The 16401-nt window shown below is 65.6% G+C and carries 11 protein-coding genes; 10 read left to right on the top strand and 1 reads right to left on the bottom strand.

Translation table 11 applies throughout. The features are described from left to right. The first annotated feature begins 78 nt into the window (after positions 1-78). The 4 genes from ABKF58_RS18825 to ABKF58_RS18810 all read left to right on the top strand — a co-directional run bounded on the left by ABKF58_RS18825 (position 79) and on the right by ABKF58_RS18810 (position 4225). Positions 79-1188 carry a cytochrome D1 domain-containing protein gene (locus tag ABKF58_RS18825; protein ID WP_482582700.1) on the top strand — a complete coding sequence of 370 codons (1110 nt, stop codon included), beginning with the start codon at positions 79-81 and terminating at the stop codon, positions 1186-1188. Positions 1189-1191: 3 nt separating this feature from the next. Continuing rightward, entirely contained in the window at positions 1192-2226 is a 1035-nt protein-coding gene (gene ahbB, locus ABKF58_RS18820) for a siroheme decarboxylase subunit beta (RefSeq protein WP_482582698.1), read from the top strand. Further along, positions 2219-3196: a siroheme decarboxylase subunit beta gene (gene ahbB, locus ABKF58_RS18815; RefSeq protein ID WP_482582696.1), complete on the top strand. Its 978-nt coding sequence runs from the start codon at positions 2219-2221 to the stop codon at positions 3194-3196. Before ahbB (ABKF58_RS18820) ends, ahbB (ABKF58_RS18815) begins: the two co-directional genes overlap by 8 nt. A gap of 405 nt (positions 3197-3601) precedes the next feature. After that, positions 3602-4225: a glutathione S-transferase family protein gene (locus tag ABKF58_RS18810; protein ID WP_482582694.1), complete on the top strand. Its 624-nt coding sequence runs from the start codon at positions 3602-3604 to the stop codon at positions 4223-4225. A gap of 102 nt (positions 4226-4327) precedes the next feature. On the opposite strand, the gene ABKF58_RS18805 is transcribed toward ABKF58_RS18810, so the two are convergent. Then, positions 4328-5197: a DMT family transporter gene (locus ABKF58_RS18805; protein ID WP_482582692.1), complete on the bottom strand. Its 870-nt coding sequence runs from the start codon at positions 5195-5197 to the stop codon at positions 4328-4330. A gap of 339 nt (positions 5198-5536) precedes the next feature. Between ABKF58_RS18805 and nirJ the strand changes: the two genes are divergently transcribed. The 6 genes from nirJ (at position 5537) to ABKF58_RS18775 (ending at position 16372) form a co-directional block, all read left to right on the top strand. Further along, positions 5537-6742 carry a heme d1 biosynthesis radical SAM protein NirJ gene (gene nirJ, locus ABKF58_RS18800; protein WP_482582691.1) on the top strand — a complete coding sequence of 402 codons (1206 nt, stop codon included), beginning with the start codon at positions 5537-5539 and terminating at the stop codon, positions 6740-6742. After that, positions 6739-8280, top strand: coding sequence for a cytochrome D1 domain-containing protein (locus tag ABKF58_RS18795; protein ID WP_482582689.1), 1542 nt, complete (start codon positions 6739-6741; stop codon positions 8278-8280). The genes nirJ and ABKF58_RS18795 overlap by 4 nt, the downstream gene beginning before the upstream one ends. Positions 8281-8710: 430 nt before the next feature. Beyond that, positions 8711-9400 (top strand): Crp/Fnr family transcriptional regulator, encoded by a 690-nt coding sequence (locus ABKF58_RS18790; RefSeq protein WP_482582687.1) that lies wholly within the window; start codon positions 8711-8713, stop codon positions 9398-9400. 275 nt (positions 9401-9675) lie between these two features. Next, positions 9676-10932: an MFS transporter gene (locus ABKF58_RS18785; RefSeq protein ID WP_482582685.1), complete on the top strand. Its 1257-nt coding sequence runs from the start codon at positions 9676-9678 to the stop codon at positions 10930-10932. Positions 10933-10991: 59 nt separating this feature from the next. Continuing rightward, positions 10992-12374: a NarK family nitrate/nitrite MFS transporter gene (locus tag ABKF58_RS18780; protein ID WP_482582683.1), complete on the top strand. Its 1383-nt coding sequence runs from the start codon at positions 10992-10994 to the stop codon at positions 12372-12374. A gap of 311 nt (positions 12375-12685) precedes the next feature. Continuing rightward, positions 12686-16372, top strand: a complete 3687-nt coding sequence (locus ABKF58_RS18775) for a nitrate reductase subunit alpha (protein WP_482584402.1) — start codon at positions 12686-12688, stop codon at positions 16370-16372. Positions 16373-16401: the final 29 nt, after the last annotated feature.

Raw genomic sequence — 16401 nt, 5'->3', positions numbered from 1 at the left:
CTACTGAAATGGGCGATAAGCGGCACGGGGGTGCTCTGTGCCAGCCTGCTATTGGCAGGCTGCTCTACGACTACGGCTGTGCGCGGCAGTGGCGACCTCGGCGTCGTCATCGAACGCGCCAGCGGCAGTGTGCAGCTGGTCGACAACACCCGCAGCGAACGGCTCGCCACGGTCACGGGGCTGGGCGACCTGTCGCACGCCTCGGTGGTGTTCTCGCGCGACGCGCGCTACGCCTACGTGTTCGGGCGCGACGGCGGGCTGTCCAAGGTCGATATCCTGACCGGCCGCCTAGTGAAGCGGGTGATGCAGGCCGGCAACAGCATCGGCGGCGCCATCTCCAGCGACGGTCGCGTCGTCGCCGCGCAGAACTACGAACCGGGCGGGGTCAAGCTGTTCGACGCCGACACCCTGGAACTGCTGGCCGAGGTCAGTACGCGCGACGCGGCCAGCGGGCACAGCTCCAAGGTGGTCGGCCTGGCCGATCTGCCCGGCCAGCGCTTTGCCTTTTCCCTGTTCGAAGCCGGCGAGATCTGGGTGATCGACGTCGCCGACCCGCGTCACCCGGTCACCACGCGTTACCCCAATGTCGGCCGCCAACCCTACGACGGGCTCGCCAGCCAGGACGGCCGCTATTACCTGGCCGGGCTGTTCGGCGAAGACGGCCTGGCGCTGCTCGATACCCGGCACCCCGAAGCCGGGGTGCGCCGCGTGCTCGACGGCTACGGCCGCGGCACGGAAAAACTACCGGTCTACAAAATGCCGCACCTGCGCGGCTGGGCATTGTCCGGCGGTCAGGCCTTCCTGCCCGCCATCGGTCACAACGAGGTGCTGGTGGCCGATACCCGCGACTGGGAGCTGCGCGCCAAGATTCCGGTGCATGGCCAGCCGGTGTTCGTCATGGCCGAGCCGTCCGGGCGCCGCGTCTGGGTCAACTTTGCCTTCCCGCACAACGACACGGTGCAGGTGATCGACGTGCCGACGTTGACCGTGGTCAAAACGCTCAAACCCGGCCGTGGCATCCTGCACATGGAATTTACGCCGCGCGGCGACGAGGTCTGGTTGTCGAGCCGCGACGACGACAAGCTGGTCATCGTCGACACCGCCACACTCGCCGTACGGCGCGAACTGCCGGCGGCCAGCCCCTCGGGCATCTTCTTCAGCTGGCGTGCCAGCCGTATCGGAATGTGAGTCATGACAAGAATCCTTCGCTCGCCGGCATTCCCGCCGGCCACCCCACTGCTCAGCGCCCCGACGCTGGCCCTGCTCAACCGTTTCCAGCACCGCTTCCCGCTGGCCCTGCGTCCTTACGCCGGGTTGGCCGAAGAGGCGGGAGAGGGGTGGAGCGAGGACGGCATCATCGACGCCCTGGCCACGGCGCACCAACAGGGTGTGCTGGGCCGGGTTGGCGCCATCTTCGCCCCCAATACCGTCGGTGCCAGTACCCTGGCGGCGATGGCGGTGCCGCCGGAGCGGCTCGACGCCGTGGCGCACTACGTCAGCAGCCTGCCCGAGGTGAACCACAACTACGCCCGCGCGCATCATGTCAACTTGTGGTTCGTGGTCACCGCGTCCGACCGCAGTCGTGTCGCCGAAGTGCTGGCGCGCATCTACCTCGCCACCGGCATCAAGCCGCTCCACCTGCCGCTGCTCAAGGAATACCACATCGACCTGGGCTTCTCTTTCCTGCCCGGCGACCAGCCGCGCCCGCGCGAATGCCTGCAGGGAATGGGCTCGCTCAGCCTGAGCCAGTCTGAACGCCGCCTGGTCGGCGCGCTGGAAGACGGCCTGGCGCTCGAGCCGGAGCCGTATCGCCTGCTGGCCGAGCGCGCCGGCCTGAGCCGCGAAGAGGTGCTGCACATCCTCACCGACTGGTGCGACAGCGGGGTGATCCGCCGTTTCGGCCTGGTGGTGCGCCACCGTGAGCTGGGCTACCATGCCAACGCCATGTGTGTGTGGCGCGTCGAGGACGAAGAAGAGCGCGACGACCTTGGCGTCAAACTCGCCGCCGAGCAGGCGGTAACGCTGTGCTACGCCCGCCCGGCGCGCCCGCCGCTGTGGCCGTACAACCTGTTCTGCATGATCCACGCCCCGGACGCTCTGACCGTGCGCCAGACCGTGGACGAACTGCGCGCCCGCCACGACGTGATGCACCTGCCGCATTCGGTGCTGATCTCGACCCGCCGCTATACCCAGCGCGGTGCGCGCTACGGCTACCGTCATGACTGAACTGGACGGGATCGACCGGCGTCTCATCGACCAGCTGCAGGGTGGTTTTCCACTCAGCCCACGGCCGTTCGCCGAGGCTGCCGCACCGCTCGGGATCACCGAAACCGAGTTGATCGCCCGTCTCAACCGCCTGTTGCAGCACCGCACCCTGACCCGCTTCGGTCCGCTGTTCCAGATCGAACGTATGGGTGGCGCCTTCGTGCTGGCCGCGCTGGCGGTGCCGGAACAACGCTTCGACGAGGTGGCGGAGCAGGTCAACGCCCTGCCCGAAGTGGCGCACAACTACCGCCGCGAGCATCGCCTCAACATGTGGTTCGTGCTCGCCACCGAAACCCCGCAGGGCATCGCCGCCGTCACCGCCCGCATCGAAGCCGCCACCGGCCTCACCGTGCACGCTTTCCCCAAGGAGCGCGAATACTTCGTCGGCATGCGCTTCGCCGTCGGCGGCACGGCACCGGTGGGGCAGGGCGCGTCCCGCCCGGCGGACGCCGGCCCGGTGACGCTCGACGACCTCGACCGCGCCCTGGTCCGTGCCACCCAAGCCGGCCTGCCGCGCCTGCCCCGGCCCTATCACACCCTCGCCGAGGCGTTGGGCTGCGACGAGCACGACGTGCTGACGCGACTCGAGGCCATGCTGCACAACGGTGTCATCCGCCGCATCGGCGCCGTGCCCAACCACTACGCCATCGGCTACACCGCCAACGGCATGGCGGTGTTCGACGTGGCGGACGACGCCATCGACCGCCTTGGCGAACAACTCGGCGCCGACCCCGCCGTCTCTCACTGTTACCGCCGCCCCCGCGCCCTCCCGCACTGGCCCTACAACCTGTTCGCCATGGTCCACGGTGCCAGCCACGACCAGGTCCGCGCCGAGGTGGCGCGGCTGGTCGACCGCCTCGGCCCCGCCTGCCGCAGCCACGACATCCTGTTCTCCAGCCGGATACTGAAGAAGAGCGGCTTGCGGATCTGAGGGGCGGAGCTCGCCCGTGGGGGCTATTCCTGTTGAGGTTTTTGAATACGTGCACCGGGGTTGTCGGCCGCAGCGGACGATCCGACCCGGTGGTCGAGATGGCTAGTCCCGGTCAGGTGTCGATGCCCAGCAGTCCCATGAAGCGATCATTCGAGCGATCGGTTCGATCTGAAGCCAGCCGCATAGCGAATGCGCTAGCTGCCTCAGTCCTCTGTGTTTCCACACTGCCTCCGTAGATAGCTGCCGTAAAACCGACACTCCCTTGAAGGTCTGAACAGGGTCGTTAGCCGCCATCGTTTAGCCGGTAATCAACGGCGGTCATGGCGGGGAACCGGGATGGCTCCCTGCCTGCTCAAACCTTGAGTACCATTCACCCTTTGCGCCGTCGTAAAGGTCACCAAACCCATGCTGAAAATCCTCGGCAAGTCTTCCTCCATCAACGTGCGCAAGGTGCTGTGGCTCTGCGAGGAGCTTGGGCTTCCCTATGAGCAGGAGCAGTACGGTTCGGGGTTCCAGGCAACCGACACCCCGGAATTCATGGCGCTCAACCCCAATGCCATGGTTCCCGTGCTGATCGATGATGACTTCGTGCTTTGGGAATCGAATACCATCTGCCGCTACCTCGCGGAGCGGGAGCAGCGGTTCGACCTGCTGCCCTGCGCCCCCAGGGAGCGTGCGCTGGTCGAGAAGTGGATGGATTGGCAGGCCACCGAACTCAACAACTCGTGGCGCTACGCCTTCATGGCGCTGGTCCGGCAAAGCCCTGCGCATGCGGACCCTGAGGCGATCGAGGCCGGCGTAGCGGGCTGGAACCGTCACATGGCGATGGTCGAGGCGCAGTTGTCTCGCACCGGGGCGTACATCGCCGGCGCGTCGTTCACGCTCGCTGACATCGTCATCGGCTTGTCTACCCATCGCTGGTACATGACACCGATGCCGCGCCCGGCGTTGCCGGCGGTAGCGGCATACTACGAACGCCTGAGCGAGCGGCCCGGTTACCGGCTGCATGGGCGCAATGGCACGCCGTAGCCGCATGGCGGCTGGCCCCCATCGAGCGGGCACCTGAACACGCGGCGGCCGGTCTCGGTGATGGCCCCCATGGGTAGGCCTCCCGACCCGGTCAGCGCGCGCTCACCCTGCCGCCGTTACCCACTCCAGCCGCCCGCGCCGGTTGAGCCACAGCGAGGCGAGGATCACGCCGCCGCCCAACGCCAGGCGCGGCAGGTCGGCGTCGCGGTTCCAGATCAGCACATTGACCAGCAGCCCCGCCGGGACGTGCAGTTCGTTCAGGATCGCCAGCGTGCCGGCGCTGACTTCCACGCTGCCCTTCACCCACCAGTACATGCCGAGCGCGGTGGCGAACAGGCCCATCCATGCCAGCACGCCCCATTGCAGCGCCGTGTGTGGCAGGCGGCTGGCGTCGCCGAACAGCAGGAAGGACGGCAGCACCAACAGCAGCGCACCGAGGAAGAAGTGGCCGAAGTAGCGGTACAGCGGCTGCGGTACTGGGTGCTGTTGCTGCAGGCGGCGGCACAGCACCTGGCCGGCGGCAAAGGTGAGGTTGGCGAGCTGCAGCAGCAGGAAGCCGACCAGGTACTCGCCCGCCAGCGGCTGGAAGCGGATGATGACGCCGCCGCCCACGGCGACCACGGCGGCCAGCAGCGCCCAGCGGTTGAAGCGGTGCGCCAGCGCGTCGTCGAGCAGGGTGACGTAGATCGGCGTCATCACGGTGAACAGCAACACCTCCGGGACGGTCAGCACGCTGAAACTGCGGTACAGGCATAGGTAGGTGACGCCAAACTGCAGCGCCCCGGCGAGCCAGAAACCGCCGACGAGCCGGCCGGGCAGGCCGCGCCATTGCGTGAAGGGGATGAATACGGCGGCGGCGATCAGTACGCGCAGCAGCACGGCGAAATCGCTGTCCACCTGTCCGGCCAGGTATTGGCCGATCAGGCTGAAGGAAAAGGCCCATAGCAGGGTGACGGCAAGCAGGTAGCGCATCGGTCCGGAGGATCAGGCAGTGACGGGGTAGCGATGATAGGCCGCCGGCGGGGAATGCGCCATCGGCGGGGTGGGTTTTGGCGTCGATTGCCGCTTCATGGCGTTAGCTTCCGTCGTCACGGTTGGATGGCGCGGCGGGGGGCGTGGGGACGCCGTCCATGCCCGTCCGGCAGCGTGCCTCCCGTGCATGACGGATTTCCCTGCGAGGATGGAAAAGCACGATCTGCATCAAGCATCCGCGCTCGGGGAAGGCCCGGCCTCCGGTGGTTGACCATGGTCAATGCAGAATAGGGGGCGATGCCGTGAAATGACGCCAATGTCATTGACGGAGCCACCCCGATGCTGCGCCTCACCCCATACCTGCAGTCCGTCGCCCATCCCGTGCCGCTGGTACCGCCGCGCCAGCCCACCGGGCCGGTGGTGATCTGGAACCTGATCCGGCGCTGCAACCTGACCTGCAAGCACTGTTATTCGGTGTCGGCCGATACCGTCTTCCCGGGCGAACTGTCCACCGCCGAGGTGTTCACCGTGATGGAGGATTTGCGGGCCTTCGGGGTGCCGGTGCTGATCCTCTCCGGTGGCGAGCCGCTGATGCGGCCGGATATCTACGACATCGGCCAGCGCGCCAAGCAGCTCGGTTTCTACGTTGGGCTGTCGAGCAACGGCACCCTGATCGACCGGGGCAACGTCGGGCGCATTGCCGCCGTGGGCTTCGACTACGTCGGCATCAGCCTCGACGGCCTGCGCGCCACCCACGACCGCTTCCGCCGCCTCGACGGCGCCTTCGACAGTTCGCTCGCGGCGCTCAGATTGTGTCGCGACGCCGGCATGAAGGTGGGCGTGCGCTACACCATGACCGAGGACAACGCCCACGACCTGCCGGCGCTGCTGCAACTGGTGGACGACGAGGGCATCGACAAGTTCTATTTCTCCCACCTCAACTACGCCGGGCGCGGCAACAAGCACCGCGCCGACGACGCGCGCCATGCCCGCACGCGCTGGGCCATGGACTTGCTGATCGAGAGCTGCTGGCAGCACATCCAGGCCGGCCGGCCCAAGGATTTCGTCACCGGCAACAACGACGCCGACGGCGTCTATCTGCTGCAGTGGGTCGAACGCCATCACCCGACGTTGGCCGAAGACCTGCGCCGGCGCCTGGAGCAGTGGGGCGGCAACGCCTCCGGCGTCAACGTGGCGAATATCGACAACCTCGGCAACGTCCACCCCGACACCATGTGGTGGAAGATCGGCCTCGGCAACGTCAAGGAGCGGCCATTCTCCGCGATCTGGCCCGATACCACGCACCCGCTGATGGCCGGCCTCAAGCAGCGTCCGCGCCCGGTTACCGGGCGCTGCGGCGCCTGCCGGCACCTGGCCATCTGCAACGGCAACACCCGGGTGCGCGCCTGGGAACTGACCGGCGACTTCTGGGCCGCCGATCCCGCCTGCTACCTGACCGACGCCGAAATCGGCGTGGCCGAGGGCGAGCATCCGCTGGCCGAGCTGACGCCGTACCCGCGCCGCCGCCGGGAGGTCCAGGCATGAAGGCGCTGCTTCCCCTGGCCCTGCTGGCGGCACTGGGCTCGCTCCAGCCGGCTTCGGCCAACCCTGCCGCGCTCTACCAGCAGCACTGCCAGAGTTGCCATGGCGACAACCGCATGGGGGCCATGGCGCCGGCGCTGCTGCCGCAGAGCCTGGAGCGCCTCAAGCCGGCCGATATTCTCGACACCATCCGCCACGGCCGCAGCGCCACCCAGATGCCGGCCTTCGCCGAGCGCCTGGCCGACGCCGACATCCAGGCGCTGGCGGGCTACCTGAAGACGGCGCCGGAACAGCCGGCGCGCTGGAGCGAGGCCGACACGGCCGCCTCGCGCGTGGTCTATGCCGATCCGGCACGCCTGCCGGCGAAGCCGGTGCACCGGGCCGACCCGCAGAACCTGTTCGTGGTGGTGGAAGCGGGCGACCATCACGTCTCGGTGCTGGATGGCGACACGCTCAGCCCGATCGCCCGTTTCCAGAGCCGTTTCGCGCTGCACGGCGGCCCCAAGTTCTCGCCGGACGGCCGCTTCGTCTATTTCGCCAGCCGCGACGGCTGGGTGACGCAGTATGACCTCTACACGCTGCAAAACGTCGCCGAAATCCGCGTCGGGCTCAATACCCGCAACGTCGCGGTGTCCAGCGACGGGCGCTGGGTGCTGGCCGGCAACACCCTGCCGGAAACGCTGGTGTTGCTCGACGCCAACGGCCTCAAGCCGGTCAAGACCCTTGCCGTGCGCGACGCCGCCGGCAAGACCTCGCGCGTCTCGGCGGTGTACGACGCCGCTCCGCGCCACAGCTTCATCGTGGCGCTGAAGGACGTGCCGGAGCTGTGGGAAATTTCCTACGATCCGAAGGCGGCCAGGGTCTACCCCGGCCACGTGCACGATTACAAGATGGGCGAGGCGCTGAGCGTCGACGGCTTTCTCAACCCGCGCGTGACGCCGCTCGACCTGGTGCTGGACGATTTCTTCTTCGACCCGGCCTACCGCCACGTCATCGGCGCCTCGCGCGAAGGCCGGGCGCAGGTGATCAACCTCGACATCCGGCGCAAGGTGGCCGAGCTGCCGCTCGACGGCATGCCGCATCTGGGCTCCGGCATCGCCTTCGAAGAGGGCGGCCACCGCTACATGGCCACCCCCAATCTCAGCAGCGGCCGGGTGACGGTGATCGATCTCGACAGCTGGCAACGCGTCAAGGACATCCCGACACTGGGGCCGGGCTTCTTCCTGCGCAGTCACGAAAACACCCCGTACGCCTGGGTCGACGCCATGATGGGGGCGAAGAAGGACACGCTGGCGATCATCGACAAACGCACCCTGGAAGTGGTGAAGACCGTGACGCCGCGCCCGGGTACAACCACCGCCCACGTCGAATTCACCCGCGATGGCCGTTACGCGCTGGTGAGCGTGATGGAGAACCCGGGCGAACTGCTGGTGCTCGACGCCGCCACCTTCCGCGAAGTGAAGTCGTTGCCGATGGCCAAGCCGATCGGCAAGTACAACGTGTTCAACAAGGTGACCCGCTCCGAGGGCACCAGCCATTAAGCTTGCGAATAAATCTGCTGTGCACCCCCATCCCGGCCCTGCGATGCGCGCCGTACCCTTTGTACGGCTGTGCTTCTCGAACCAGCCTGGGGCCGCTCGCAACGATTTCTTTCGCAAGCTCGGATATATGTAGTGCGTAGGATGGGTGAAGGCGGTTCTGCCGCAACCCATCGCTGATGGGGGCGCTGCGCTTCACTCCTCCTGCGGTTCTGGGAATCAGGCAAGGGAAGTGCGCTCGTCCGCCTGTCCCCGCCATTATCGAAGCGTCTTCAAACGGCTTCCGGGCTCTCGGCCTCCTAAGCCGTTTGGATGATCAGGGGTGTACTTCCGGTTCATGGTGCCGTGCTGGCGGAGCCGGTATGGTGAGCGCTGCTTGGCGCTTTACCTGCGCTTCCCACACCACCACCCCGTCGCACAGGAATAGCAGACCATGAGTCAGATCGATATCCGTTCGTTCTTGCGGCACCAGCCGCTGTTTCAAGAGTTATCGGACGGCCAGCTCTCGGCGCTGGTGCCGTGCACCCACGAGGTGCGCGGCCAGAAAGGCCAGATCATCTTCCAGAAGGGCGACCCGTGCGAGGGCATGTACCTGGTCGTCTACGGCCGGATCAAGCTGTCGATCTCGTCGGCGCAGGGCGCCGAGAAGGTGATCGAGATCATCCATCCGGGGCAGAGTTTTGCCGAGGCGGTGATGTTCCTTGGCAGGCCGTGCCCGGTGATGGCGCAGTTTCTCGAGGACGGCCTGCTGCTGCAGGTGGAGGCGCGCTCGATCTTTGCCGCCATCGCCCGCGATGCCGCCTTCGCCCATCGTCTGCTGGCCGGCCTCAGCCTGCGCCTGCACGGCCTGGTGCGCGACGTCGAGCGCTACTCGGTGGAAAACGCGCTGCAGCGCGTGATCGGCTACCTGCTGCAGGGCGAGGACCACCCCGGTCAGCCCAACCGCGTGGTGACGCTGCCAGTGAACAAGAACCTGATCGCCTCGCGCCTCAACCTGACGCCGGAAACCTTCTCGCGCGTGCTGCACCAGCTCTCCGACGCCGGCCTGGTGGCGGTCAACGGCCGCGAGATCACGCTGATCGATATGAACCGCCTGGCCGATTTCGGCAGTGTGGCGAGCTAGCGCTCCGTCTGTTGCTGGGTTGGCCGAAGGCCGGCCCGGCATCCCCTCGCCGCGACTTGTCGCCGGTCTGGCCATGCCCGCGCCGTCCGGCGCGGATTGGCCGTCGCTGTCTTCCGCCCGCGTCTCCTCCTAAAGTACTAGACCCTGCCGGCCTTAAGGGTATACCCGGCTAGCTCTTTTCCCTCGGCATATGCCCACGTTAGGTGAATGGGAATCCGCTGGCGCAAAGCGTACCTTTCATAGCGAGAAATCAGCTCACAACGAGGGGGCCAGCCATGGCGTCGCACAGTTACAAACAATACGCGGTACTCGTTTCCAGTACGGTGTCGTTCACCGTCTGTTTCATGATCTGGATGATGTTTGCGGTACTGGGGATACCGCTGAAGCAGCAGCTCGGCCTGAATGAAACCGAATTTGGCATCCTGGCTGCCACGCCAGTGTTGACCGGCTCGCTGATCCGCGTGCCGCTGGGTATCTGGACCGACCGTTTCGGCGGCCGCATCGTGCTGTTCTCGCTGATGATCGCCACCATTATCCCGATCTACGCCATGCAGTTCGCGACCCAGTACTGGCAGTTCCTGATGATCGGCCTGTTCGTCGGCCTGGCCGGTGGGTCGTTCTCGGTCGGCACGCCCTACGTGGCGCGCTGGTTCAAGAAAGAGCAGCAGGGGCTGGCGATGGGCGTGTTTGGCGCCGGTAACGCTGGTTCGGCTCTGACCAAGCTGGTGGCGCCGTCGATTGTCGCCGCCTGGGGCTGGAAGATGGTGCCGACGGTGTACGCCGTGATCATGCTGGTGGTGGCGCTGAGCTTCTGGCTGTTCAGCTATCACGATCCCAAACACGTGGTGTCGTCCAAGGTATCGCTCAAGCAGCAGCTCGCCCTGATGAAGAACCCGGCGGTGCTGCGCTACTGTCAGTACTACTCGGTGGTGTTCGGTGGCTACGTTGCCCTGGCGCTGTGGATGATCCATTACTACGTCGGCGAATACGGCTTCGACATGAAGCACGCCGCCTTCCTGGCCGCCTGTTTCTCGCTGCCGGGCGGAGTGCTGCGCGCCTTCGGCGGCTGGCTCAGCGACAAGTGGGGGCCGTTCAAGGTGACCTGGGGCGTGATGTGGGTGTGCTGGGTGGTGTTCTTCCTGCTCTCGTATCCGCCGACCCAGATGGTGGTCAATACTATCAAGGGCCCGGTGTCGTTCGATGTCCGTCTGACCCCGACGCTGTTCACCGTACTGCTGTTCGTGGTCGGCGTGGCCATGGCGGTGGGCAAGGCCTCGGTGTTCAAGTTCATCTCCGAAGAGTTCCCCGACAACATCGGCGCGGTGTCCGGCGTGGTGGGCCTGGCGGGTGGTCTGGGCGGCTTCTTGCTGCCTATCCTGTTCGGCGCCCTGGTCGATCTGACCGGCGTGCGCTCCAGCTCCTTCATGCTGCTCTACGGCACCGTCTGCGTCAGCCTGATCTGGATGCACTGGTCGTTCAAGGCGGTCCGTCGCGCCGAAGAGGCGGGCGAGCTGGCCACCGTTAAATCCTGATATCGAATTTTAATGAAGGAGGGCTCCCCCTGGAGCCCTCTCCCTGGAGGACTCTTACCATGACGTCTTACGTACTGACACGCTGGGAGCCGGAAAACTCGGCGTTCTGGCAGGATGAGGGCAAGGCGGTGGCCCGGCGCAACCTGTGGATTTCGATCCCGGCGCTGACGCTGGCCTTCGTGATCTGGCAGGTGTGGAGCGTGGCGGTGTTGAACATGCCGAACATCGGCTTCAACTACACACAGAACCAGCTGTTCTGGCTCGCCGCGCTGCCGGCCCTGTCCGGCGCCACGCTGCGCATCTTCTACTCCTTCATGGTGCCAATCTTCGGTGGCCGCAAGTGGACCGCGTTTTCCACCGCCACGCTGCTGCTGCCGGCGGTAGGCATCGGCTTCGCGGTGCAGGATACCTCCACCAGCTACGGCACCATGGCCTTCCTGGCGCTGCTGTGCGGCTTCGGCGGCGGCAACTTCAGCTCGTCGATGGCCAACATCAGCTTCTTCTTCCCGAAAGCGGAGAAGGGTACCGCGCTCGGCCTCAACGCCGGCCTCGGCAACCTCGGCGTGTCGCTGGTGCAGTTCGTGGTGCCGCTGGTGATCACCGCCGGCGTGTTCGGCGCCTTCGGCGGCGAGCCGCAGACCTGGATCAAGGGTAGCCAGACCAAGCTGATGTGGCTGCAGAACGCCGGCTTCATCTGGGTGCCGTTCATCGTGCTGTCGACGCTGGCGGCATGGTTCGGCATGAACGACATTGCTTCGGCCAAGGCCTCGTTCGCCGACCGGGCGGTGATCTTCAAGCGCAAGCACAACTGGCTGATGTGCTGGCTCTACATCGGCACCTTCGGTTCCTTCATCGGCTTTGCCGCTGGCTTCCCGCTGCTGGTGAAAGGCCAGTTCCCGGATATCGACCCGACCAAGTACGCCTTCCTCGGCCCGCTGATTGGTGCCCTGGCACGCCCGGTGGGCGGCTGGCTGGCCGACAAGATCGGTGGCGCCAAGGTGACCCAGGCGGTATTCGCGCTGATGATCGCGGCGGTATTCGGCGTGCTGCAGTTCCTGCCGCACGGCGGCCATGGCGGCAGCTTCCAGGGCTTCTTCTCGATGTTCCTGTGCCTGTTCGCGCTGACCGGCATCGGCAACGGTTCCACCTTCATGCAGGTGCCGACCATCTTCCTGACCCTGCACAAGCGCATGGCCGGCAGCAGCGAGGCGGCACAGAAGCAGGCCGTGGCCAACGCCACCAAGGAGGCTGCTGCGGTGCTGGGCTTCTCCGGTGCGGTCGGTGCCTACGGCGGCTTCTTCATTCCGAAGAGCTACGGTACCTCGATTGCGCTGACCGGTGGCGTCGAGGCCGCGCTGTACGCCTTCATCGCCTTCTACCTCAGCTGCCTGGTGATCAACGGCTGGTACTACGCACGCAAGAACGCCGAAGTACCGTGCTGAGAACGGCACACTGACGAGGCTTGGGTCTCGTTGCCAGGGGTGCCGTCGACGGCACCCGTCCGCTTCCCTTTATGTCGACTCTTTGCCCCGCCCCGTGCGGGGATTTTTTTGCGCCGGCGGCGATGGGTCTGGGCGGGGTAGTTCTTTGGGAGTAGCCGGGATGGCCGGGCGGCAGGGGGAGGGGGTAGTGCCAATGCGCAGGCTTCGGCCAACCTTTGGCGAATGTCGTGCTGGACCGGGTTTCCCTAAGCTTTGCAATGTGACAACGGGTCAGCCGCGCCTCTCTTGCGCGGCCAATGTTTGGAGGCATGATGAGCCATTTTCTCGACCGCCTGAATTTTCTCGGCAAGGTCCGCAGCACCTTCTCCGACGGCCACGGCGCCGTCGTGAACGAGGATCGCAAGTGGGAGGACGCGTATCGCCAGCGCTGGCAGCACGACAAGATCGTCCGCTCCACCCATGGTGTCAACTGTACCGGCTCGTGCAGCTGGAAGGTCTACGTCAAGAACGGTCTGATCACCTGGGAAACCCAGCAGACCGACTATCCGCGCACCCGCCCGGACCTACCCAACCACGAACCGCGCGGCTGTCCGCGCGGCGCCTCGTACAGCTGGTACGTCTATTCCGCGCAGCGCGTGAAGTACCCGATGGTGCGTGGCCGCCTGATGCGCCTGTGGCGCGAGGCACGCAAGACCCTGGGTCCGATCGAGGCCTGGGCAAAGATCAGCCAGACCGCCGAAACCGCCAAGGAATACAAGTCCAAGCGTGGCCTGGGTGGTTTCGTGCGTTCCAACTGGGATGAAGTCAACGAGATCATCGCCGCCGCCAACGCGTTCACCGTGAAGAACTACGGACCGGACCGCGTGGTAGGCTTCTCGCCGATTCCGGCCATGTCGATGATCAGCTACGCCTCCGGCAGCCGCTACCTCAGCCTGATCGGTGGCGTGCCGCTGTCGTTCTACGACTGGTATTGCGACCTGCCGCCGTCCAGCCCGCAGATCTGGGGCGAGCAGACCGACGTCGCCGAATCGGCCGACTGGTACAACTCCACCTACCTGATGGTATGGGGTTCCAACATCCCGATGACGCGTACCCCGGACGCCCACTTCTACACCGAAGTGCGCTACAAGGGCACCAAGACCGTGGCGGTATCGTCCGACTTCGGCGAAATGGCCAAGTTCGGCGACATCTGGCTCGCGCCGAAGCAGGGTACCGATGCCGCGCTGGCGATGGCCATGGGCCACGTCATCCTCAACGAGTACCACAAGACCGGCAAGTCGGCCTACTTCAACGACTATGTGCGCCAGTACACCGACATGCCGATGCTGGTGCTGCTCAAGAACGGCGCCAAGGGTTACGAGCCGGACTACTTCCTGCGTGCCTCCAACCTGGTCGACCACCTGGGCGAAGACAACAACCCGGAATGGAAGACCCTGGTCTACGACGACAACACCGGCAACATCGTCGCCCCGACCGGTTCCATCGGCTTCCGCTGGGGTGAATCCGGCAAGTGGAGCCTGGAAGAGAAAGACGGCCACAGCGGCCGCGAAATCCAACAGCGCCTGTCGCTGCTGGACGACCGCGACGAAGTGGTCAGCGTCGGCTTCCCGTACTTCGGCGCCGAGCACGACGACCTGCTGATGCGCAACGTGCCGGCCAAGAAGGTACAGCTGGCCGACGGCAGCGAGGCGCTGGTCGCCACCGTGTTCGACCTGATGATGGCGCACTACGGCGTCGATCGCGGCCTGGGCGGCGGCAACGTGGCCACCTCCTACATGGACGACGTGCCGTATACCCCGGCCTGGCAGCAGAAGCACACCGGCGTGAAGCCGGAAATGGTGATTCAGGTGGCGCGCGAGTTCGCCGAGAACGCCGACAAGACCCAGGGCAAGTCCATGGTCATCGTCGGTGCCGCGCTGAACCACTGGTACCACATGGACATGACCTACCGCGGCATCATCAACATGCTGATGATGTGCGGCTGTGTCGGCCAGAGCGGTGGCGGCTGGTGCCACTACGTCGGCCAGGAAAAGCTGCGCCCGCAAACCGGCTGGGCACCGCTCGCCTTTGCCAGCGACTGGGTGCGCCCGTCGCGCCAGATGAACGGCACCTCGTTCTTCTACGCCCATACCAGCCAGTGGCGCCATGAAAAACTCGGCGCCAGCGAAATCCTGGCTCCGACCGCCGACGGCAAGATGGCCGAGATGTCGCTGATCGACTTCAACGCCAAGGCCGAACGCCTGGGCTGGCTGCCGTCCGCACCGCAGCTCGCCAAGAACCCGCTCGACGTCACCGCCGAAGCCGAGTCGCTGGGCAAGGACGCCGTGCAGCATGCCGTGGATAGCCTGCGCAACGGCCAGCTCGACATGTCCTGCGACGACCCGGACAATCCGGCCAACTTCCCGCGCAACATGTTCGTGTGGCGTTCCAACATCCTCGGTTCGTCCGGCAAGGGCCACGAGTACTTCCTGAAGTACCTGCTGGGCACCCAGAACGCGCTGATGGACGACGAGCAGACCGGCATCAAGCCGAAGGAAGTCAAAGTACGCCCGGCCGCCGAAGGCAAGCTCGATCTGCTGGTGGTGCTGGACTTCCGCATGTCGACCACCTGCCTGTACGCCGACATCGTGCTGCCGACCGCCACCTGGTACGAGAAGGACGACCTCAACACGTCCGACATGCACCCGTTCATCCACCCGCTGTCCGAAGCCGTGCAGCCGCTGTGGCAGAGCAAGTCCGACTGGGAAATCTACAAGGGCATCGCCAAGAAGTTCTCCGAATTGGCCGGCGACTACCTCGGCACCCGCAAGGACCTGGTGCTCACCCCGCTGATGCACGACACCCCGAGCGAACTGGGCCAGCCGTTCGACCCGCGCGACTGGAAGAAGGGCGAGTGCGAGCCGATTCCGGGCAAGACCATGCCGACCATGACCGTGGTCGAGCGCAACTATGGCGACATCTACAAGAAGTTCACCTCGATCGGCCCCTTGCTGGAAAAAGCCGGCAACGGCGGCAAGGGCATCGGCTGGAAGACCGGCCACGAAATCGAAGAGCTGCGCCACCTCAACCACGTCGTCACCGAGGAGGGCGTGTCCAAGGGCCAGCCCAAGCTCGACACCGCGATCGACGCGGCCGAGATGATCCTGACGCTGGCACCGGAAACCAACGGCCACGTCGCGGTCAAGGCCTGGGAAGCGCTGTCCAAGATCACCGGGCGTGACCACACCCACCTGGCGATCCCGCGCGAGCACGACAAGATCCGCTTCCGCGACGTACAGGCACAGCCGAGGAAGATCATCTCCTCGCCGACCTGGTCCGGCCTGGAAAGCGAAGAGGTCAGCTACAACGCCGGCTACACCAACGTGCACGAGCTGATTCCTTGGAGAACGATCACCGGTCGTCAGCAGTTCTATCAGGATCACCAGTGGATGCGTGCCTTCGGCGAAGGCTTCTCGAGCTACCGCCCGCACATCAACCTGAAGACCACCGGCGCCATGCTCGGGGCCAAGCCGAACGGCAACAAGGAGATCGTGCTGAACTGGATCACCCCGCACCAGAAGTGGGGCATCCACAGTACCTACTCTGACAACCTGCGCATGCTGACCTTGTCGCGTGGCGGTCCGCACGTGTGGATCTCCGAGGACGACGCCAAGGCGGCCGGCATCGTCGACAACGACTGGATCGAGGTGTTCAACGTCAACGGCACCCTGACCGCCCGTGCCGTGGTATCGCAGCGCGTGCCCAACGGCATGAGCCTGATGTACCACGCCCAGGAGAAGATCGTGAACGTGCCGGGTGCCGAAACCTCCGGCAAGCGCGGCGGTATCCACAACTCGGTGACGCGTGCGGTGACCAAGCCGACCCACATGATCGGTGGCTACGCCCAGCTCTCCTACGGCTTCAACTACTACGGCACGGTCGGTTCCAACCGCGATGAATTCGTGATCGTGCGCAAGATGAAGAACGTGGACTGGATGGATCGGCCGTCGGCTGAGTAGGGCGCGAGCCCGAAGGGCGTTTCGTCGGA

Source organism: Pseudogulbenkiania sp. AW2-16, from assembly GCF_056824575.1.
The sequence above is the reverse complement of the archived record's forward strand: the minus strand, read 5'-3'. Positions and strand labels throughout refer to the sequence as shown.